The organism is Pseudomonas sp. NFACC25 (genome assembly GCF_900100935.1).
Lineage (GTDB): Bacteria > Pseudomonadota > Gammaproteobacteria > Pseudomonadales > Pseudomonadaceae > Aquipseudomonas > Aquipseudomonas marginalis.
Window position 1 is genome coordinate 348309 of record NZ_FMUC01000002.1, and the last position, 19610, is coordinate 367918.

Annotated in this window: 19 protein-coding genes and 1 other RNA gene; 10 read left to right on the top strand and 10 right to left on the bottom strand. The window is 62.7% G+C overall.

Annotated features, from left to right (window positions below):
• Nucleotides 1–26 precede the first annotated feature (26 nt).
• From gcvT to BLQ09_RS05745, 7 genes are all read right to left on the bottom strand, one after another.
• Entirely contained in the window at nucleotides 27–1109 is a 1083-nt protein-coding gene (gene gcvT, locus BLQ09_RS05715; RefSeq protein ID WP_092355773.1) for a glycine cleavage system aminomethyltransferase GcvT, read from the bottom strand.
• 155 nt (nucleotides 1110–1264) lie between these two features.
• Nucleotides 1265–2881, bottom strand: coding sequence for an ABC transporter permease (locus tag BLQ09_RS05720; RefSeq protein WP_092355776.1), 1617 nt, complete (start codon nucleotides 2879–2881; stop codon nucleotides 1265–1267).
• Nucleotides 2882–3041: 160 nt separating this feature from the next.
• Complete coding sequence (locus tag BLQ09_RS05725; protein WP_053127831.1) at nucleotides 3042–4046, bottom strand: extracellular solute-binding protein; 1005 nt, start codon at nucleotides 4044–4046, stop codon at nucleotides 3042–3044.
• A 95-nt stretch (nucleotides 4047–4141) separates the two neighbouring features.
• Nucleotides 4142–5359, bottom strand: a complete 1218-nt coding sequence (locus tag BLQ09_RS05730; RefSeq protein WP_175472301.1) for a 2-octaprenyl-3-methyl-6-methoxy-1,4-benzoquinol hydroxylase — start codon at nucleotides 5357–5359, stop codon at nucleotides 4142–4144.
• Nucleotides 5360–5420: 61 nt separating this feature from the next.
• Nucleotides 5421–6608 (bottom strand): 2-octaprenyl-6-methoxyphenyl hydroxylase, encoded by a 1188-nt coding sequence (gene ubiH, locus BLQ09_RS05735; protein WP_092355782.1) that lies wholly within the window; start codon nucleotides 6606–6608, stop codon nucleotides 5421–5423.
• Nucleotides 6605–7927, bottom strand: a complete 1323-nt coding sequence (gene pepP / locus BLQ09_RS05740) for a Xaa-Pro aminopeptidase (protein WP_092355785.1) — start codon at nucleotides 7925–7927, stop codon at nucleotides 6605–6607. The genes ubiH and pepP overlap by 4 nt, the downstream gene beginning before the upstream one ends.
• Nucleotides 7928–7948: 21 nt before the next feature.
• Entirely contained in the window at nucleotides 7949–8506 is a 558-nt protein-coding gene (locus BLQ09_RS05745; RefSeq protein WP_065938043.1) for a YecA/YgfB family protein, read from the bottom strand.
• 138 nt (nucleotides 8507–8644) lie between these two features.
• On the opposite strand from BLQ09_RS05745, the gene BLQ09_RS05750 reads away from it, so the two are divergent.
• The 4 genes from BLQ09_RS05750 to BLQ09_RS05765 all read left to right on the top strand — a co-directional run bounded on the left by BLQ09_RS05750 (nucleotide 8645) and on the right by BLQ09_RS05765 (nucleotide 10065).
• Complete coding sequence (locus BLQ09_RS05750) at nucleotides 8645–8854, top strand: TIGR02449 family protein (protein ID WP_007982902.1); 210 nt, start codon at nucleotides 8645–8647, stop codon at nucleotides 8852–8854.
• Entirely contained in the window at nucleotides 8851–9168 is a 318-nt protein-coding gene (locus tag BLQ09_RS05755) for a cell division protein ZapA (protein ID WP_027608375.1), read from the top strand. The genes BLQ09_RS05750 and BLQ09_RS05755 overlap by 4 nt, the downstream gene beginning before the upstream one ends.
• Before the next feature lie 30 nt (nucleotides 9169–9198).
• Nucleotides 9199–9377, top strand: a non-coding RNA gene (gene ssrS / locus BLQ09_RS05760) — 6S RNA.
• Between the two features lie 58 nt (nucleotides 9378–9435).
• Nucleotides 9436–10065, top strand: a complete 630-nt coding sequence (locus tag BLQ09_RS05765; RefSeq protein ID WP_027608374.1) for a 5-formyltetrahydrofolate cyclo-ligase — start codon at nucleotides 9436–9438, stop codon at nucleotides 10063–10065.
• Between the two features lie 7 nt (nucleotides 10066–10072).
• Here BLQ09_RS05765 and BLQ09_RS05770 read toward each other — a convergent pair whose 3' ends face one another.
• On the bottom strand, nucleotides 10073–10222 hold the full coding sequence (locus BLQ09_RS05770) for a hypothetical protein (protein ID WP_092355790.1): 150 nt from the start codon (nucleotides 10220–10222) through the stop codon (nucleotides 10073–10075).
• 194 nt (nucleotides 10223–10416) lie between these two features.
• Here BLQ09_RS05770 and BLQ09_RS05775 point away from each other — a divergent pair, with 194 nt between their 5' ends.
• The 4 genes from BLQ09_RS05775 (at nucleotide 10417) to BLQ09_RS05790 (ending at nucleotide 15800) form a co-directional block, all read left to right on the top strand.
• On the top strand, nucleotides 10417–10866 hold the full coding sequence (locus BLQ09_RS05775) for an EVE domain-containing protein (RefSeq protein WP_027608373.1): 450 nt from the start codon (nucleotides 10417–10419) through the stop codon (nucleotides 10864–10866).
• Between the two features lie 136 nt (nucleotides 10867–11002).
• Nucleotides 11003–11968, top strand: coding sequence for an HlyD family secretion protein (locus BLQ09_RS05780; RefSeq protein WP_027608372.1), 966 nt, complete (start codon nucleotides 11003–11005; stop codon nucleotides 11966–11968).
• On the top strand, nucleotides 11965–14682 hold the full coding sequence (gene rbbA / locus BLQ09_RS05785) for a ribosome-associated ATPase/putative transporter RbbA (RefSeq protein ID WP_092355793.1): 2718 nt from the start codon (nucleotides 11965–11967) through the stop codon (nucleotides 14680–14682). The genes BLQ09_RS05780 and rbbA overlap by 4 nt, the downstream gene beginning before the upstream one ends.
• Nucleotides 14682–15800: an ABC transporter permease gene (locus BLQ09_RS05790; RefSeq protein ID WP_027608370.1), complete on the top strand. Its 1119-nt coding sequence runs from the start codon at nucleotides 14682–14684 to the stop codon at nucleotides 15798–15800. The genes rbbA and BLQ09_RS05790 overlap by 1 nt, the downstream gene beginning before the upstream one ends.
• Nucleotides 15801–15817: 17 nt before the next feature.
• On the opposite strand, the gene BLQ09_RS05795 is transcribed toward BLQ09_RS05790, so the two are convergent.
• Nucleotides 15818–16225, bottom strand: a complete 408-nt coding sequence (locus BLQ09_RS05795) for a flagellar basal body-associated protein FliL (RefSeq protein WP_027608369.1) — start codon at nucleotides 16223–16225, stop codon at nucleotides 15818–15820.
• 150 nt (nucleotides 16226–16375) lie between these two features.
• On the opposite strand from BLQ09_RS05795, the gene BLQ09_RS05800 reads away from it, so the two are divergent.
• Nucleotides 16376–17353: an NADPH:quinone oxidoreductase family protein gene (locus BLQ09_RS05800; RefSeq protein WP_092355795.1), complete on the top strand. Its 978-nt coding sequence runs from the start codon at nucleotides 16376–16378 to the stop codon at nucleotides 17351–17353.
• A 247-nt stretch (nucleotides 17354–17600) separates the two neighbouring features.
• Entirely contained in the window at nucleotides 17601–18938 is a 1338-nt protein-coding gene (gene glpT, locus BLQ09_RS05805) for a glycerol-3-phosphate transporter (RefSeq protein WP_027608367.1), read from the top strand.
• Here glpT and BLQ09_RS05810 read toward each other — a convergent pair.
• Nucleotides 18935–19588 (bottom strand): gamma-glutamylcyclotransferase, encoded by a 654-nt coding sequence (locus BLQ09_RS05810; protein WP_065926652.1) that lies wholly within the window; start codon nucleotides 19586–19588, stop codon nucleotides 18935–18937. The genes glpT and BLQ09_RS05810 overlap by 4 nt on opposite strands.
• Between the last annotated feature and the right edge of the window lie 22 nt (nucleotides 19589–19610).

Below are 19610 nucleotides of genomic sequence, written 5' to 3' on the forward strand. Positions count from 1 at the left end.
AGCAGCCATTGGCCTGCCGGAAATAGTTAGATCAAGGTTTTGCCATGGCGCACGAAGGTCGGTTTGACCACTCGAACCGGGTACCACTTGCCGCGGATTTCCACTTCGGCCCGATCGGCAGTCGCCGTCGGTACACGCGCCAGGGCAATGGATTTGCTCAGCGTAGGAGAGAAACTACCACTGGTGATCTCCCCTTCGCCAACATTGGCGATGCGAACCACCTGGTGAGCGCGTAAAACCCCACGTTCTTCCAGTACCAGCCCGACCAGTTTGAACTGCACACCGGCGGCCAACTCTGCTTCCAGCGCCGCTCGCCCGATGAAATTGCGCTCGGCAGGTTCCCAGGCGATGCTCCAGGCCATGTTGGCCGCCAGGGGCGAAACGTCCTGGTGAATATCCTGGCCGTACAGGTTCATGCCGGCTTCCAGCCGCAGGGTGTCCCGCGCGCCGAGGCCTATGGGGGAAATCCCCGCACCGACCAGATCGTTGAAAAACCCCGGCGCCTGATCGGCAGGCAGGACAATTTCCAGGCCGTCTTCGCCGGTGTAACCCGTGCGGGCGATAAACCAATCGCCGTCGGCATGCCCTTCAAAGGGCTTGAGCTGGTGGATCAGGGTACCGCGAGACTGGGTGACCAGCTCGGCAATCTTCTGCCGGGCATGGGGACCTTGAATGGCGAGCATGGCTAACTCGGGCCGCTCATGCAGGTGCACCTGATAGCTGCCAAGTTGCGCCTGGATCCAGGCCATGTCTTGGTCTCGGGTGGCGGCGTTGACCACCAGCCGGTATCCGGTCTCGGTGCGATAGACAATCATGTCGTCCACCACGCCACCCTGCTCATTGAGCATGGCGCTGTACAACGCACGGCCACAGCCATGCAAACGCTCGACATCATTGGCCAGCAGGTGCTGGAGCCATTCCTTGGCCTGGGGGCCGGTGATATCGATCACGGTCATATGAGATACATCGAACACCCCGCAGTCGCGCCGCACCTGATGGTGCTCCTCAACTTGCGAGCCGTAGTGCAAAGGCATATCCCAACCGCCAAAATCGACCATTTTCGCGCCGAGGGCGAGATGCAGGTCATACAGAGGCGTACGCTGTCCCATGGGTTTCTCCTTCCGGGCTTGGCGAAGGTGCGCAGGCCGTTGCCCGTGCCGGACACCTTGAATAACAAGGCCTGCAGCCACGTACAGCGACTCGATCCGAAGGACGGACCGCACCGAATGCCGCGCATTGTAGCCGCAAGCCGTAGGACTGGCACCTAACCGATTGGTCGGGCGGAGCGTCGGATCAGCCCGATGACCGGCAGCAGCCCCACCAGCACCAGCGTCAAGGCCGGCAGAGAAGCCCGCGCCCACTCGCCTTCGCTGGTCATTTCAAAGATCCGCACCGCCAGGGTGTCCCAGCCGAACGGGCGCATCAGCAGTGTTGCGGGCATTTCCTTGAGCACGTCGACGAACACCAGCAGTGCTGCACTCAGGGTGCCGGGCAGCAACAGCGGCAGATACACTTTGCAAAACAGTCGCGGCCCACTCACGCCCAAACTGCGCGCTGCTTCCGGCAACGAAGGCCGGATGCGCGCCAGGCTGTTTTCCAGCGGCCCGTAGGCCACGGCTAGAAAGCGCACGAGATACGCCAGCACCAGCGCCGACAGACTGCCCAGCAACAATGGCTTGCCCGCCCCGCCAAGCCAGCCGGACAGCGGCACCACCAGCTCACGGTCCAGGTAACTGAACGCCAGCATGATCGACACCGCCAGCACCGAGCCCGGCAAGGCATAGCCGACATTGGCCAGGCTGATACCGGAGCGAATCGTCCGGGTCGGCGCCAGGCGGTTGGCGAAGGCCAGTACCAGCGCCACGCTGACCGTGATCAGCGCCGCGATACCACCCAGGTACAGGGTATGGACGATCAGGCCCGAATAGCGCTCATCCAGGTCGAACCGGCCGCGCTGCCAGAACCAGGCGACCAATTGCAGCATCGGGATGACAAAAGCACAGGCAAACACCAATCCACACCAGGCACTGGCCGCCGCCGCCTTGAACCCGCGCAAGTGGTACAGCGCCTTGCCCCGTGGCCGTTCATTGCTGGATCGACTGGCGCCCCGGGCACGCCGTTCGCCATACAGCACCAGCATCACCACCAACAGCAACAGGCTGGCCAGTTGGGCCGCGCTGGACAGGCTGAAAAAGCCGTACCAGGTCTTGTAGATAGCGGTCGTGAACGTATCGAAGTTGAACACCGACACCGCACCGAAATCCGCCAGGGTCTCCATCAGTGCCAACGCCACCCCGGCCCCTATCGCCGGTCGCGCCATGGGCAGGGCCACATGCCAGAACGCCCGCAAGGGCGACTGTCCCAGCACCCGCGCCGCTTCCATCAGGCCCTTGCCCTGGGCCAGGAATGCGCTGCGCGCCAACAGATACACGTAGGGATAGAACACCAGCACCAGCACAATGATCACGCCGCTGGTGGAGCGCACCCGCGGCAGGCGCAAGCCGGTGCCGAACCACTCGCGCAGCAGGGTCTGCACGGGGCCTGAAAAATCCAGCAGGCCGACAAACACGAAGGCCAGCACATAGGCGGGAATGGCAAAGGGCAGCATCAACGCCCAGTCGAGCCAACGCCGGCCGGGGAATTCGCAGAGGCTGGTGAGCCAGGCGAGGCTGACGCCCAACAGGGTTACGCCGACGCCGACCCCCAGCACCAGGGTCAGGGTGTTGCCCAGCAACCGCGGCATCTGGGTTTCCCACAGGTGGGACCAGATTTGCGCGTCGATGCTTTGCCAGGACAGCAACAGCACGCTCAGGGGCAGCAGCACCAGGGCGGCGACGCTGAAGACCGGCAGGTACCAGCGGCGTTGGGCGGGGTGGGCCAAGGGTGGGTTCTCAATAATGAAATCTTCAAATCACCACAATCCAATGTGGGAGGGGCTTGCCCCCGATGTCGGAGTGTCAGTCCACGATGAGTAGACTGACACTCCGACATCGGGGGCAAGCCCCTCCACATTTGGATCTGCGGCGTCCTACAAATTGTACTTAGTTCCAGCCCGCCCGATCCATCAGGCGAATGGCTTCAGCCTGGCGCTTGCCCGCCACTTCCACCGGCAATGTATCCGCCACGAACTTGCCCCAGGTCGCCACTTCAGCCGACGGCGGTACCGCCGGGTTGGCCGGGAATTCCTGGTTCACGTCGGCAAAGATCTTCTGCGCCTCAGGCGTGGTCATCCACTCCACCAATGCCTTGGCGGCTTCCGGGTGTGGCGCGTGTTTGGTCAAGCCGATGCCCGACAGGTTCACATGCACGCCACGGTCGCCCTGGTTCGGCCAGAACAGCTTCACCGCCAGGTCCGGCTTCTGCTTGTGCAGACGACCGTAGTAGTAGGTATTGACGATACCCACGTCGCATTGCCCGGCGTTGATCGCCTCCAGCACGGCGATGTCATCCGAGAACACGTCGGTGGACAGGTTATTCACCCAGCCCTTGACGATTTCTTCGGTCTTGGCCGCGCCGTGGGTTTCGATCAGGGTGGCCGTCAGCGATTGGTTGTAGACCTTTTTCGCCGTGCGCAGGCACAGGCGGCCTTCCCACTGTTTGTCGGCCAGGGCTTCGTAGGTGGTCAGGTCACCCGGTTTGACCCGGTCGGTGGAGTACGCGATGGTCCGCGCGCGCAGGCTCAAACCGGTCCAGGCATGCGCCGAAGAGCGGTATTGCAGGGGAATGTTCTTGTCGATTACCGGGGAAGTGAACGGTTGCAGAATGCCCATTTGCTCGGCCTGCCAGAGGTTGCCGGCATCCACGGTGAGCAGCAGGTCGGCGGTGGCGTTTTCGCCCTCGGCCTTGATGCGCTGCATCAGAGGCGCTTCCTTGTCGGTGATGAACTTCACCTGTACACCGGTCTTTTGGGTGTAGGCGTCGAACACCGGTTTGATCAGTTCGTCGATACGCGAGGAGTAGACCACCACTTCGTCGGCTGCCTGCACGGTGGTGCTGCCGATCAGGGTGAGTGCCAGGGCAGTCAGGAGGCGCTTGGGTGCCAACATGGGTGCGGTCTCTCATTTGCAAAATAAGCGCAAATGATAGGGACTCACATTTGGTAACGCTCGGCGGAGCCGTTACCAAATGTTGCACAAACCTGTCAGGGCTTGGCCAGGTCCGGCAGATCCCCGCTCAACCCGAGGGCCTGGCGCACAAACACGGCCTTGGCCTCGGGCATCTGGTCGACCATCTTCAACCCGGCATTACGCAACCAGCGCAGCGGCAGTTGATCGGCCTGGAACAAGCGCTCGAAGCCTTCCATCGCCGCCATCAGGGCCAGGTTATGGGGCATGCGTCGGCGCTCGTAACGGCTGAGCACCTTCACATCGGCCAGACGTTCACCGCGCTCGGTGGCCGACAACAACACTTCAGCCAGCACCGCCGCATCGAGGAAACCCAGGTTGACGCCCTGCCCGGCCAATGGGTGGATGACATGGGCGGCGTCGCCGATCAATGCCAGGCCCTCGGCCACATAGCGTTTGGCGTGGCGCTGACGCAAGGGCACGCACACACGCGGATCGGCGCTGACCACGCTACCGAGGCGCCCTTCAAAGGCGCGCTCCAGTTCACGGCAGAAGCTTTCATCATCCAGCGCCATCAGGCGTTCGGATTCGGCCGGCGTAGTCGACCAGACGATCGAGCACCAATCTTCCTGCCCGTCCCGTTCCAGCGGCAAAAACGCCAACGGACCGGTGTCGGTAAAGCGTTGCCAGGCCGTGCGCTGGTGCGGCTGGCTGCTGCGCACACTGGTAACGATGGCGTTATGCAGGTAGTCCCATTCACGGGTCGCGGTACCGGTCAGGCGGCGCACGGCGGAGTTGGCGCCATCGGCGGCCACCACCAGCGGCGCGCGCAATTTTCGGCCATCGGCCAGGGTCAGCAGCCAGTCATCGCCGGAGCGGCGCATCTGCTCCAGGCGCGCATTCGCCAGCAGGCCCAGGGCGCAGTCGTGCAGACGCTCGAGCAAGGCATCCTGGACCACGCGGTTCTCGACGATATGCCCGAGCACTTCGGCATGCACACTGGCCGCCGAAAAGTGAATCTGCCCGGTGCCGCTGCCATCCCACACCTGCATCTCGCCGTACGGGCTGGCGCGTCGTTCAACGATGCCATCCCACACACCGAGGCGCTCGAGGATGCGCTGGCTGGCCGCCGACAAGGCACTCACACGGGGCTCGAAGGCCGCCTCGTGGTCGAACGGCTTGACGCTCAGCGGGCTGCCGTCGAGCAGCAGCACTTGCAGGCCGCTGCCTTGCAACGCCAGCGCCAGGGCGCTTCCGACCATTCCGGCCCCGACAATCAGCACATCTGCGCGCATGTCCATGCTTTAAGCCTGTCTCGCTGGCGGCTTGCACCGCACGTAAAAGGATTGATGAGTCTCACGCATCGGGACGCGTCCCCAGGCCCATGGCCTGACGGGCGAACCAACGCTTGGCCGGCGGCAACAGGTCCAGGCCCAGCAGGCCCATATTGCGGCCCAGGGCGACCAGCGGTTGCGCGCTGCCAAACAGCCGCGTGACCTGGTCGGAGAAACCCACGGTCAACTTCTGATCCATGCGCTGACGCTCGCGATAAGCCTGCAATGTCGCCAGGTCGCCCGGCACCGCCGGCCCGGCCAACAGGGCCTCGGCCAAGGCGTGCGCATCACGCAGGGACAGGTTGAACCCCTGCCCGGCAATCGGGTGCAGGCTGTGGGCGGCATTGCCGAGGATCGCCAGGTGCGAGCGCACTTGCTCTTCGGCTTCCACCAGGGTCAACGGATACAGATGACGGGCGCCGACTTGCTTGAGGGTGCCCAGGCGGTAGCCGAACACGCCCTGCAACTCGCTCAGGAAGCTGCGTTCATCGAGATTGGCCAGGCGCTGTGCGTCCATGCCGATACGGGTCCATACCAGTGCGCAACGGTTGTCCGGCAGCGGCAGCAGGGCCATCGGGCCTTCATCGGTGAAACGCTCGAACGCTTCGCCGTTGTGGGCTTCGCTCGGGGTGATGTTGGCGATCAGTGCGCTCTGGTTGTACGGGCGGGTTTTCACGCCAATGCCCAGTTGCTCGCGCAGGCCGGAGCGGCCGCCGTCGGCGAGCACCGCGAGGTCGCATTCCAGCACGGTTTCATCGTTGAGGGTCAGGCGGTAGCCATCGGGCAGCGGCTCCAGGCGTGTGACTTCCGCCGGGCAGCGCCAACTCACCACGTCCTTGTCCAGGCCTTGCCACAGGCATTGGCCGAGCCAGGCGTTTTCCACCACATAACCAAGGGCCGGCACGCCCTCCTCCATGGCGGACAGTCGCGCGGTGGAGAAGCGTCCACGGTCCGACACATGGATCTGCTTGATCGGCTCGGCGCGGCGCGAGATCTGCTGCCACAGGCCCAGGCGCTGATAAATCTGCCGGGCGCCGTAGGACAGCGCCGAAGAGCGCGCATCGTAGCTCGGCTGGTAGCTGTCGCCGGGCGCGAAGGGTTCGATCAGCACGATCTTCCAGCCACGCGCCTTGGCACCGGCCTGCAACGCCAGCGCCAGGCTCGCGCCCACCAGGCCGCCACCGATAATCGCCAGGTTGACCCGGCTCATCGGGCGGCCGCCATCAGGGCTTCGATTTCAACGACGCTCTTGGGGGCGCCGCCGGTCAGGATTTCACAGCCTTGCTTGGTCACCACCACGTCGTCCTCGATACGTACACCAATGCCACGCCATTTTTTCGCGACAGTCTGGTTATCCGGTGAGATATAAATGCCCGGTTCCACCGTCAGCGCCATGCCAACTTCCAGCACACGCCACTCGCCACCCACCTTGTACTCGCCGACGTCATGCACATCCATTCCCAGCCAATGGCCGGCGCGGTGCATATAGAAGGGTTTGTAGGCTTCACTGGCGATCAGTTCGTCGACGTCGCCCTTCAGCAACCCCAGCTTCACCAGCCCGGCAGTGATGACCTGCACCGTCGCCTCGTGGGCCTGGTTCCAATGCTTGTTCGGCGCGATCTCGTCAAAGGCGGCTTCCTGGGAAGCCAGCACGATTTCATAGATCGCCTTCTGTTCCGGCGAAAATTTGCCATTGACCGGCCAGGTGCGCGTGATGTCGCTGGCGTAACAGTCGATTTCGCAACCGGCATCGATCAGCACCAGGTCGCCGTCCTTGAGCACGGCGTCATTCTGCTGGTAATGCAGGATGCAGCTGTTGCGCCCGGTGGCGACGATGGAGCCATAGGCCGGCATCTTCGCGCCGCCCTTGCGGAATTCGTAATCCAGCTCGGCTTCCAGGCTGAACTCATGCAAGCCGGCGCGGCTGGCCTGCATGGCCTTCACATGGGCCGCGCAGGAAATTCGCGCAGCCTCGCGCATCACCTTCACTTCCGCCGCCGATTTATACAGGCGCATGTCGTGGAGTAGATGATCCAGGGCAACAAACTCGTTCGGTGGCTGGGCGCCAAGGTGCGCTTTGGAGCGGATGACGTTGATCCACTCCATCAGGTGCCGATCGAATTCGGCGTTGCTGCCCATGGCCGAATACACCCGGTCGCGGCCTTCGATCAGGCCGGGCAGGATGTCGTCGATATCGGTGATGGGGAAGGCATCGTCGGCGCCAAAGTCACGGATGGCGCCTTCGGTACCGGCACGCAGGCCGTCCCACAATTCGCGCTCGGCATTGCGTTCGCGGCAGAACAGCACGTACTCGCCGTGCTGGCGACCGGGCATCAGCACGATCACCGCTTCCGGCTCGGGGAAGCCGCTCAGGTACTGGAAGTCGCTGTCCTGGCGATAGACGTGCTCCACATCGCGATTGCGGATCGCCACGGCGGCAGCCGGCAGGATCGCGATGCTGTTAGGTTCCATCTGCGCCATGAGCGCCTTGCGACGCCGGGTGTATTCCGCTTTGGGGATATGGATCATGGGCAGATGGGCTTCCTTTTCTTAGTGCAGCGAAGGCTTGGGTGCAGCAGGCTCAGCGGACTTCCTGGTCTCGGTGAACAGCAGCAATGGCGCGACGCGCAGGTATTCCATGACTTCCATGTAGTCGCCTTCGCCATCTTCGGACTCTTCCAGGGCATCTTGCACCTGGGAGATGGCCGCCAGGTCCTGCAGCACTTCCTTGGCGTCGGTGCTCAGTTCCAGGCCGCCGGCGTTCACGCCAAAACCGTGGAGGAAGCCCTGGCACCATTGGCCCAGTGCGGCGGCGCGTTCGGGGAGCGGTGCATCGTCGGTCGGCAGCAGCAGGACCACGGTGACGTCATCACCGGTCAGTTCGCCCTTGACCATCTCTTGCAGGCCGATCAGCGCGTTGCGCACGTTGTCGGTCGGTTCGGTTTCCAGCAGCTCGGCCACATCGGCCAGCCAGTTGTCGGCATCAAAGCCAACACCGGTGCAACTGCGGCCGAGCAGCACGCCATGCAGCTCGGCGGGCGAGCAAGGATGGCCGCTGGTGCTCAGCAGTTTGGAAAAAGCATCGTACGGGGAGTTCTGAATGGGCATGGTGAGCTAGGCGCCAGACGGCGCAATGTCTAGAATGGAGCGCTGTATCCTAGCACCGGCAGACGTACCAAGACTATCGAGGGCGTCAGATCGTTTATCCTGCAGTTGCCATTCATCAGACAAATCCAGTGGAACCCAATGGAAGACACCGACCTGCAAGCGCTGATGGCCAGACTCGAATTGCTAATTACTCGGGTCGAGCAACTTAAGAGTCAAAACGGACTCCTATTAGCTCAGGAAAAGACCTGGCGCGAGGAACGCGCTCACCTCATTGAAAAAAACGAAATCGCCCGGCGTAAGGTCGAATCGATGATTTCGCGCCTGAAGGCCCTGGAGCAAGACTCATGAGTTCAAGCAATAGCGTCACCGTGCAGATCCTCGACAAAGAATATTCGATCATCTGCCCCCAGGAAGAGCGCAACAACCTGGTGAGCGCCGCCCGCTACCTGGACGGCAAGATGCGTGAAATCCGCAGCAGCGGCAAAGTCATCGGTGCCGACCGCATCGCCGTAATGGCCGCCCTGAACATTACCCACGACCTGCTGCATAAGCAGGAGCGCCCTGACGTACAGGCCAGCGGCTCGACGCGCGAGCAGGTGCGCGACCTGCTCGAACGCGTCGACCTGGTGCTTTCCAGCGACACAGAGCAACCCAAGGGCTGATTGCCGCGACTGTTTAAGGTATACTCGCCCCACTCCCTGGCGTGCTTGCCAGTCGGCGATGTCCCGGAGCCGATTCGCACTACCCTGGAAGTTGCACGTTGGGCTGGTGTGCATGTCCGCTAGACGGAAAGCCTTAAAGCCTACTGCTTCTTCCACCTTGAACTTTCGGGTTCAAGGGCTGAGTCGACAGCGGCTCTGTCGGGGAGCCTGAATTCCAGAACTCAATGCCAGTCCCCGGACTGGCATTGTTTTATGAGCCGAAAAACCATGAACGAACCTGCGCCGCTTTCCCGTCCGCACCTTCGACGCATGTTGCGCAAAGCCCGCCGCGCCCTCACGCCCAGCGAGCAGCGCCAGGCCGCCCATGGCCTGTATCGGCAACTGGCACAGCACCCGCTGTTTCGCCGGGCCAAACATATTTCCCTGTATCTACCGACGGACGGTGAAATCGATCCGCGCCTGCTGCTGCGTGCGGCACAGCGCCGGGGCAAGGCCACTTACCTGCCGGTGCTCAGCGCCTGGCCACGGACCAAGATGGTGTTCCAGCGCGTGAAGCCTGGGGAAACGCTGCTGCCCAATCGCTTTCGCATTCTGGAGCCACGGGTCAATGCCAGGCGCCAGCGCAAGGTATGGGCGCTGGATCTGGTGTTGCTGCCGTTGGTGGGGTTCGATGATACCGGTGGCCGCCTGGGCATGGGCGGCGGTTTCTACGACCGCAGCCTCGCCTATCTGGCACGCCGCAAAAGCTGGCGCAAGCCGGCGCTGCTGGGCCTGGCCCATGAATGTCAGAAGGTCGATCGATTGGCACAGGCCAGCTGGGATGTGCCGTTGGCTGGCACCGTTACCGACAGGCAGTGGTATGTCGCAGAAACGCCGCAGGAAGCTACGGCGCCTTGAAGAAGGGTCAGCGCTTGAAGGGTTGCGGCTGCTGCTGAGTCAGTTCAACTGGCGCATCGGTCTTGTTCGACCACAAGCTTTGCGCATACCCGGTGGTCACGACGCCCAGACCAAACAAAATCACCAATATCCATAGTAAATCCGGTTTACGTTGCATCGATTGCCCCCCTTCAGGCATCTCGTACACGATGACAACAACGTTCCAAAGTAGTCCGTTGCAGCTGCGTCAAGCTTAAAATCCCGGCATTCTGCGATAACGTGAACCAACACGCAAACCTTGACGCCAACCGACTGTCGGTTTGTCATCAAATTGCCTGACAACTTGCCCACTGCTTTTTCAGGAGCGCAAAAATGGCCTACTGGCTGATGAAATCCGAGCCCGACGAACTCTCCATCAACGGCCTGGAAACGCTGGGCGAAGCGCGCTGGGACGGGGTACGCAACTACCAGGCACGCAACTTCCTGCGCGCCATGGCGGTGGGTGACCAATTTTTCTTCTACCACTCCAGTTGCCCCGAGCCCGGCATTGCCGGCATCGGCAAGATCATCGCGGCCGCCTATCCGGACCCTACCGCGCTGGAACCGGACAGCCATTACTTCGACGCCAAGGCCACCCCGGAGAAAAACCCGTGGAGCGCGATCAATGTCGCGCACGTCCAGACCTTTCCCAAGGTGCTGGGCCTGGGCTACCTGAAACAGCAAACCGCCCTCGCCGAATTGCCCCTGGTACAAAAAGGCAGTCGCTTGTCCGTGATGCCGGTCACGGCAGAGCAATGGGCGGCGGTGCTGGCACTGCGCTGACCAGAACCCTGCGGTCACGCTCCCGGCGCATGCATCTGCACCTGAACCGGGTTAGGCTTGCGCTTCATTTGACCGGCATCAACGCCCCTCGGGCTGCCTCGGTCAAACTAGGACGCTAACGCCGCAGGATGCACCCATGTCGATCACGCCCCGCTCCTCCCACCTGTTTGCCGCTTTGTTGATTGCCTTGTTGCTCGCCGCCGGCGGCTTCGGTTACTGGAAGTCCACCCAGGATCGCCTGCCCGAAGGCTTGGGCATGGGCAACGGCCGCCTGGAATCCACCGAAGTGCAGATCGCCGCCAAGATCCCCGGTCGCCTGGCCGAGGTGCGGGTGGATGAAGGTGACAAGGTGCTCAAGGGCCAGTTGCTGGCGCGCATGGACACCCGCACCCTGGAAGCCCAGCGCGCCCAGGCCGAAGCCGAAGTGCTGCGCGCCAGGGAAAACTTCGCCGCCGCCGAGGCCAATGTGCAACTGCGCCAAAGCGAGCAACTGCTGGCCAACCAGGAACTCAAGCGTACCCAGGAACTGTACAAGCGCGGCTTTGCCAGCAGCCAGTTGATCGACCAGCAGCAGGCCCGCCAGAACACCGGCAACGCCGCCGTGATCGCCGCGCAAGCCCAGGTCAATTCGGTCAAGGCCGCCATCGGTGCCGCCCAGGCCCAGGTCGCCCAGTTGACCAGCGAAATCGATGACAGCAGCCTGCGCGCGCCCATCGACGGCATTATCCAACTGCGCCTGGCCGAGCCCGGCGAGGTCCTCGGTGCAGGCGGGCGCGTGCTGTTGTTGATCGACCCCGAGGATCAGTACATGAACCTCTATCTGCCCGCCTCCGTCACCGGGCGCCTGACGGTGGGCAGTGACGCACGCATCCTGCTCGATGCCCTGCCCCAGCAACCGCTGCCGGCGAAAATCAGTTTTGTTGCCGCCAAGTCGCAGTTCACCCCCAAGGAAGTGGAAACCCGCGACGAACGCCAGAAGCTGGTGTTTCGCGTCAAGCTGCGCCTGACCCAGCCCAGCGCCGTGCCCCAGGCCAAACCGGGCATGCCCGGCGCCGGCTACGTGCGCATGGCTGACATCGACTGGCCGGCCAACCTGCAATGACCGGCCTGGCGCTGCACGCCACCGCCATCAACCACCGTTACGGCAAGCAGCAGGCCTTGATCGACATCGCCTTCAGCCTGCCCACCGGCACCCGCTGCGGACTGATCGGCCCGGATGGTGCAGGCAAGTCGAGCCTGTTGGGGTTGATCGCCGGGGTTAAAAAGCTCCAGGACGGCCAACTGGAGGTGCTCGGCGGCTCCATCGCCGACCGCCGCCACCGTAACAGCCTGTACCCGCGCATCGCCTTCATGCCCCAGGGCCTGGGCGGCAACCTGTACCCCGAACTGTCCATCAGCGAAAACATCCGCTTCTTCGCCACGCTGTTCGGCCTGTCCAACGCCGACTGCGACCAGCGCATGCACAACCTGCTGTTGGCCACCGACCTCGCGCGCTTCGCCGAGCGCCCGGCCGGCAAGCTCTCCGGTGGCATGAAGCAGAAGCTCGGCCTGTGCTGCGCGCTGATCCACGATCCGGACCTGTTGATCCTCGACGAACCCACCACCGGTGTCGACCCGCTGTCGCGGCGGCGCTTCTGGGAACTGGTGGAGACCGTCCGCAGCGAGCGCCCGCAACTGACGCTGCTGGTAGCCACCGCCTACATGGAAGAAGCCGAGCAATTCGAACATTGCCTGATGCTCGACCGTGGCCAACTGATCGCCGACGGGCTCAGCAGCGAACTGGCGGCAGCGACCCCCAGCGGCAAACTGGATGAGGCCTTCACCCACTTCCAGGGCGACAGCGCCCACGACAACCAACCCCTGGTGATCCCGCCAAGGGAAAACGCCAACACCGATATCGCCATCGAAGCCCACGACCTGACCCTGCGCTTCGGCGACTTCACGGCGGTGAACAAGGTCAGCTTTGCCATCGGCCGTGGCGAGATCTTCGGCTTCCTCGGCTCCAACGGCTGTGGCAAGACCACCACGATGAAAGTCCTCACCGGGCTGATGCCGGCCACCGAAGGCAGCGCCACGCTGCTGGGCAACCCGGTGAACGCCAAGGACCTGGCCACCCGCAAGCGCGTAGGGTTCATGTCGCAAAGCTTCTCGCTGTATGGCGAGCTGAGCGTGCGCCAGAACCTGGTGTTGCACGCGCAACTGTTCGATTTGCCCAAGGCCGACAGCGGCCCGCGCATCGATGAGCTGATCCAGCGTTTCGACCTCGGTGAAGTGGCCGAGCAGCCCTCCGGGGAACTGCCCCTCGGCCTGCGCCAACGCTTGTCATTGGCCGTGGCGGTGCTGCATCGCCCGGAAGTATTGATCCTCGATGAGCCCACCTCGGGCGTCGACCCGGCGGCCCGGGATGATTTCTGGCGACTGTTGATCGAGTTGTCCCGCGAACAAGGGGTGACGATCTTCCTGTCTACCCACTTCATGAATGAAGCCCAGCGCTGCGACCGCATCTCCTTGATGCATGCCGGCAAGGTACTCGCCTGCGATACACCGGACGCACTGCAACGGCAATTCAACGGCGACACCCTGGAAGCCGCGTTCGTCACCTGCCTTGAGCAAGCCCAGGGCGATGCCGAACCTGCCACGTCGGCCAAAACCGTCAGCGAAACCCATGCGCCGCCCCTCAGCAAGCGTGGTTTCAGCCTGTCTCGCCTGCTGGCCGTGGCCAGCCGCGAAGGCAAGGAACTGCTTCGCGACAAAGTACGCATGGCCTTTGCCCTGCTCGGTGCGATGTTCATGATGGTGATCTTCGGCTACGGCATTTCCCTGGATGTGGAAAACCTCGCCTTCGCCGTCTACGACCAGGACCAGACGCCACAAAGCCGCGCCTATCTGGAAGCCTTCCGCAGCTCGCGCTACTTCGCCGAGCAGGCGCCGATCCAGGACGCCCCCGAATTGCACCGACGCCTGCAACGCTCGGAAATCAAACTGGCCCTGGAGATCCCGCCCGGCTTTGGTCGCGATCTCTATGCCGGGCGCCAACCCACCGTGGCCGCGTGGCTCGATGGCGGCATGCCGTTTCGTGCGGAAACCAGCCGCAACTATGTGGAGGCGGTGCACCAAGGCAACCTGCAGCAACTGGCCGAACTGAGCAGCCTGCAGCGCAGCACCCAGGCAGCCGCCAAACTGGAAACCCGTTTTCGCTATAACCAGGACGTGGTCAGCGTGAATGCCATCGGCCCCGGCGTGATGGCACTGATCCTGGCGTTTATCCCGGCGATGCTCACCGCCCTGGGCATCGTGCGCGAGAAAGAACTGGGTTCGATCACCAACTTCTACGCCACCCCCCTGACGCGCCTGGAATTCCTGCTCGGTAAACAGGCGCCTTACCTGGCCGTGAGCCTGGTCAACCTGGCGCTGCTGGTGGCGATGAATCGCTGGCTGTTCGGCGTGCCGTTCAAGGGCAGCGGCCTGACGCTGGCGTTTGGCGGGCTGCTGTATGTGCTGGCCACCACCAGCATGGGCCTGCTGATTTCCGCGTTCACCCGCACCCAGATCGCGGCGATCCTCGGCACCATGATCATCACCAGCCTGCCAACCATCCAGTTTTCCGGGCTGATCGTGCCGCGCTCGTCCCTGGAGGGCGCCGCCGCCTTGATGGGCGCACTATTTCCGGCCGGGCACTTTTTGGATATTGCCGTGGGCACCTTCACCAAGGCCCTGGATCTGCGCCAGTTGTGGCCGCAATGCCTGGCGCTGTTCGGCTTCTTTATCGGGTTCACCGGGTTGAGCCTGGTCATGCTCAAGAAGCAGGAGGCCTGATGCACAAGCTCGCACACATCTTCCGGCTGGGCATCAAGGAACTCACCAGCCTGCGTCACGACAGCGTCTTGCTGCTGTTTCTGTTCTACGCCTTCACCGTCGCCATCTACATGCCCGCCGCCGGCTCGGTGATCGGCGTGCACAACGCCAGCGTGGCGTTTGTCGATGAAGACCACAGCGCGCTCTCCCGGCAGATGGCCGAGGCGCTGCAACCGCCCGAATTCCAACCACCGGCACCGTTGGCCTATGACCAGCTGGACAAGGTGATGGACAGCGGCCAGTACACCTTCGTGATCAACGTACCGGCCAACTTCCAGGCCGACCTGTTGGCCGGTCGCCAGCCTGGCGTGCAGGTGAACGTCGACGCCACGGCGATGAGCCAGGCGTTCATGGGCGCGGGCTATATCGGGCGGATCTTCCAGCGCGAATTGCTCAGCTACAGCGGGCAAACCGACGCCACCCGCCAGGCGCCCGCGCTGCTCACGACCCGAGCACTGTTCAACACCAACCTGGAGGGCGGCTGGTTCCTGGCCGTGATCCAGATCGTCAACAACATCACCATCCTGGCCATCGTGCTCACCGGCACCGCATTGCTGCGTGAGCGCGAGCACGGCACCCTCGACCACCTGCTGGTACTGCCGCTGACCGCACTGGAAATCATGCTGGCGAAAATCTGGAGCAATATGCTGGTGGTGGTGCTGTGCACCTGGCTATCGCTGGAGGTGGTGGTCAAAGGGCTGCTCGGCGTGCCGCTGGCCGGGTCGCTGGGGTTGTTCCTGTTTGTGACTGCCCTGTATCTGTTTGCCAGTACGGCACTGGGGATCTTCCTCGCCACTCTCGCCCGCTCCACGCCGCAGTTCGGCTTGCTGGCGATCCCGGTGATTATCCCGATGCTGCTGTTGTCAGGCGGCAGCACGCCGCTGGACAGCATGCCCGAGTGGTTGCAGTGGGTGATGCAGGGCTCGCCGTCGACGCACTTTGTAAGCCTGAGCGCAGCGATTTTGTTTCGCGATGCGGGGGTGAGTGTGGTGTGGCCGGACTTGCTGGCGCTGGCGGGGATCGGGCTGTTGTTTTTTGCGGTGGCGTTGGCGCGGTTCAGGAAGAGCCTGGCTTCCTGAACCGCAAGCCAGGCTGTTTACTGAATGATCAGGTTATTGAACAGCAGGTCTTCCACCATGGGCTTGCCCGTCTCGTCGTTCATCACTTGCTGGGTTTGCTTGAGGGCTTCCTGGCGCAGCTTCTCCTTGCCGTCGACCGTGCTCATGGCCTCGTTGGTCTGCTGGGTGAACAGCGCGACCAACTGGTTACGGATCAATGCGTCGTTGGCCTTGACCGCTTTGGCGGCTTCTTCGCCGGTCACGCGCAGGGCGATGTCGGCCTTGAACACTTTGAGCTTGGCTGTGCCATCCAGGCCGTAGTTACCCACGAACGGCGGGCTCAGGCTGATATAGCTGACCTTCGGCGCCTCGCCTTCTTTGGCTTCTTCGGCCTGGGCTGCCATCGGCAAGGTCAGGGCCAGCATCAATAGGATCCACGCTTTCACAGTTCATTCCTCACATTCGGTTGCCGGGTAGCATAACGCTAGCAAGGCAGAGCACAAGCTTATGGCGACTTATCAGGGCCGAGCATGCTCGTTGACCCACAGGCCTACCCTCCTACACTTATCGGCCACGACACCAAAAGGAATAGCCCGATGAAAGCTGTGCTGTGCAAAGCCTTCGGCCCCGCCGAAACCCTGGTGCTGGAAGACGTCGCAAGCCCCACGATCAAGAAGAACGAAATCCTGCTGGACGTGCATGCCGCCGGGGTCAACTTCCCCGACACCCTGATCATCGAGGGTAAATACCAGTTCAAGCCGCCCTTCCCGTTCTCGCCGGGTGGCGAGGCATCGGGGGTGGTCAGCGAAGTCGGGGAAAAGGTCAGCCACCTGAAAGTCGGCGACCGGGTCATGGCACTGACCGGCTGGGGCAGCTTTGCCGAACAGGTCGCGGTGCCAGGCTACAACGTGCTGCCGATCCCGCCGACCATGGACTTCAACACCGCCGCCGCCTTCAGCATGACCTACGGCACCTCCATGCACGCGCTGAAACAACGCGCCAACCTGCAACCCGGCGAAACCCTGCTGGTGCTCGGTGCTTCCGGTGGCGTGGGCCTGGCCGCCGTGGAAATCGGCAAGGCCATGGGCGCGCGGGTGATCGCCGCCGCGAGCAGTGCCGACAAACTCGCCGTGGCCAAGGCCGCCGGCGCCGATGAACTGATCAACTACAGCGAAGCCAGCCTAAAGGACGAAATCAAGCGCCTGACCGACGGTAACGGCGCCGATGTGATCTACGACCCGGTGGGCGGCGACCTGTTTGACCAGGCCATTCGCGCGATTGCCTGGAACGGCCGCCTGCTGGTGGTGGGTTTTGCCAGCGGGCGCATCCCGGAGCTGCCGGTGAACCTGGCGCTGCTCAAGGGTGCGGCGGTGGTCGGGGTGTTCTGGGGTTCGTTTGCCCAGCGCCAGCCCCAGGACAATGCGGCGAACTTCCAGCAACTGTTCACTTGGTACGGTGAGGGCAAGCTCAAGCCGTTGGTGTCGCAGGTGTATCCGCTGGAGCAGACTGCCCAGGCGATTAATGACCTGGGCCAACGCAAGGCGGTGGGCAAGGTGGTCGTTCGAACCCGCTGACCGACCTGAAATGCAATCAAATGTGGGAGGGGGCTTGCCCCCGATGGCAGTGGGTCAGCTACAGATAAGCTGACTGACCTACCGCTATCGGGGGCAAGCCCCCTCCCACATTTGATCTTCGCTGTTCGTAAGAGAACATGCTCCTACTCTCATTTCCTGTATTTGCAGATAAGAGGCAATGCTATTTTCGGTAACGAAACTGTAACATTCGAATCCGCAGTCAAAACAAGAAATTTGGAGCTCTTGAATGTTTGCTTTCTTTCGTCCTGCCGCACACCAGGCGCCTCTGCCTGAAGAAAATATCGACAGTACCTACCGACGGCTGCGCTGGCAGATCTTCGCCGGTATTTTCTTCGGTTATGCCGGGTATTACCTGCTGCGCAAGAACTTCTCCCTGGCCATGCCCTACCTGATCGACGAGGGTTACACCCGGGGGGAGCTGGGCCTGGCGATGTCGGCCATCGCGATCGCCTATGGCCTGTCCAAGTTCCTCATGGGCCTGGTATCCGACCGCTCCAACCCGCGTTACTTCCTGCCCTTCGGCCTGCTGGTATCGGCGGGGGTGATGTTCATTTTCGGTTTCGCGCCTTGGGCGACGTCCAGCGTGACCATGATGTTCATTTTGCTGTTCATCAACGGCTGGGCCCAGGGCATGGGCTGGCCGCCCAGTGGCCGGACCATGGTGCACTGGTGGTCGCAGAAAGAACGCGGCGGCGTGGTGTCGGTGTGGAACGTGGCGCACAACGTCGGCGGCGGTCTGATCGGCCCGCTGTTCCTGCTGGGCATGGCCTGGTTCAACGACTGGCATGCGGCGTTCTATGTACCGGCCACGGTGGCCTTGGCAGTGGCGGCATTTGCCTTCATTACCATGCGCGACACCCCGCAATCGGTGGGCCTGCCGCCGATCGAGCAGTACAAGAATGATTACCCGGAAGGCTACGACGCCAGCCACGAAGACGAATTCAGCGCCAAGGAAATCTTCGTCAAGTACGTGCTGCGCAACAAAATGCTCTGGTATATCGCATTCGCCAACGTGTTCGTCTACCTGCTGCGCTACGGCGTACTGGACTGGGCGCCGACCTACCTCAAGGAGGCCAAGCACTTCACGGTGGATAAATCGTCCTGGGCGTACTTCTTCTACGAGTGGGCAGGTATTCCGGGCACGCTGCTGTGCGGCTGGATGTCGGACAAGATCTTCCGTGGCAACCGTGGCCTGACCGGCATCGTGTTCATGGCGCTGGTGACCGTGGCGACCCTGGTGTACTGGCTCAACCCGCCGGGCAACCCGATGGTCGATATGATCGCGCTGATCTCGATCGGCTTTTTGATCTACGGCCCGGTGATGCTGATCGGCCTGCAGGCGCTGGAACTGGCACCGAAGAAAGCCGCCGGTACGGCTGCGGGCTTCACCGGTCTGTTCGGCTACCTGGGCGGTTCGGTGGCAGCCAGTGCGGCCATGGGCTACACCGTGGACCATTTTGGCTGGGACGGTGGTTTCGTGCTGCTGATCGGCGCGTGCGTGCTGGCCATCGCATTCCTGATCCCAACGCTGTGGCACACCAACAGCGTCAGCTCGGCGCGTTAATCGCCTGAGCAATCCTTGGCACAACGCTTGAGCCGCGCCTCCAGGTTTTTATCTGGCATGGCGTGGCTACGCAGGGCGTTGACGGTCTGCTCGACATAATCGCGAGTGGTGCCGTAACGCCCACAAGCGCTTTGCAGCACGTGGTTCAGCACGATATCGGGCAGGTTACCGGCGTAGCTGGGCAAGTGCCGCTCCAACACAAACCCCAACGCCTGCACCTGACTGCCATCTTCAAGGCGGCAACTGAGCCAGTGCGGCCGGTAGGACGGGTAAGGCATCTCGCGCTGCCACAAGGCGTAAAGCGAAGCCTCCAGTTGATCTTCCGGCAAGCGGTAGGCAAAGCCGCTGCACGAGCCTCCGCGATCCAGGCCAAAGACCAGGCCCGGCAACTCCGGCGTGCCCCGATGCTCGTGGGACCACAGGTACAAACCCCGGTGATAACCGTGGACCCGTGCCCGCACCCGCTCAGTCGACGAACATTCCGGGCGCCAGATCAGCGAACCATACGCAAATAGCCAGACCGGGCCACCCTTGTGCCGGCCCATGGTGGCCTGCATCGAGCTCATTAACTGTTCGTGAGTGAGTTGCGGCCCCAGATCGAGCCGCGGAGGGTAAGCCAATTGCAGAAGATCGGATTCAATGGCGGTCATGGCGAAAAGCGGTGCGCCTCCT

Bases quoted from the DNA above. Each gene is read 5' to 3' on its own strand.
- gcvT (WP_092355773.1), bottom strand. From the start codon at position 1,109: ATGGGACAGCGTACGCCTCTGTATGACCTGCATCTCGCCCTCGGCGCG.
- BLQ09_RS05725 (WP_053127831.1), bottom strand. From the start codon at position 4,046: ATGTTGGCACCCAAGCGCCTCCTGACTGCCCTGGCACTCACCCTGATC.
- BLQ09_RS05730 (WP_175472301.1), bottom strand. From the start codon at position 5,359: ATGCGCGCAGATGTGCTGATTGTCGGGGCCGGAATGGTCGGAAGCGCC.
- ubiH (WP_092355782.1), bottom strand. From the start codon at position 6,608: ATGAGCCGGGTCAACCTGGCGATTATCGGTGGCGGCCTGGTGGGCGCG.
- pepP (WP_092355785.1), bottom strand. From the start codon at position 7,927: ATGATCCATATCCCCAAAGCGGAATACACCCGGCGTCGCAAGGCGCTC.
- BLQ09_RS05745 (WP_065938043.1), bottom strand. From the start codon at position 8,506: ATGCCCATTCAGAACTCCCCGTACGATGCTTTTTCCAAACTGCTGAGC.
- BLQ09_RS05750 (WP_007982902.1), top strand. From the start codon at position 8,645: ATGGAAGACACCGACCTGCAAGCGCTGATGGCCAGACTCGAATTGCTA.
- BLQ09_RS05755 (WP_027608375.1), top strand. From the start codon at position 8,851: ATGAGTTCAAGCAATAGCGTCACCGTGCAGATCCTCGACAAAGAATAT.
- BLQ09_RS05765 (WP_027608374.1), top strand. From the start codon at position 9,436: ATGAACGAACCTGCGCCGCTTTCCCGTCCGCACCTTCGACGCATGTTG.
- BLQ09_RS05770 (WP_092355790.1), bottom strand. From the start codon at position 10,222: ATGCAACGTAAACCGGATTTACTATGGATATTGGTGATTTTGTTTGGT.
- BLQ09_RS05775 (WP_027608373.1), top strand. From the start codon at position 10,417: ATGGCCTACTGGCTGATGAAATCCGAGCCCGACGAACTCTCCATCAAC.
- BLQ09_RS05780 (WP_027608372.1), top strand. From the start codon at position 11,003: ATGTCGATCACGCCCCGCTCCTCCCACCTGTTTGCCGCTTTGTTGATT.
- rbbA (WP_092355793.1), top strand. From the start codon at position 11,965: ATGACCGGCCTGGCGCTGCACGCCACCGCCATCAACCACCGTTACGGC.
- BLQ09_RS05790 (WP_027608370.1), top strand. From the start codon at position 14,682: ATGCACAAGCTCGCACACATCTTCCGGCTGGGCATCAAGGAACTCACC.
- BLQ09_RS05800 (WP_092355795.1), top strand. From the start codon at position 16,376: ATGAAAGCTGTGCTGTGCAAAGCCTTCGGCCCCGCCGAAACCCTGGTG.
- glpT (WP_027608367.1), top strand. From the start codon at position 17,601: ATGTTTGCTTTCTTTCGTCCTGCCGCACACCAGGCGCCTCTGCCTGAA.
- BLQ09_RS05810 (WP_065926652.1), bottom strand. From the start codon at position 19,588: ATGACCGCCATTGAATCCGATCTTCTGCAATTGGCTTACCCTCCGCGG.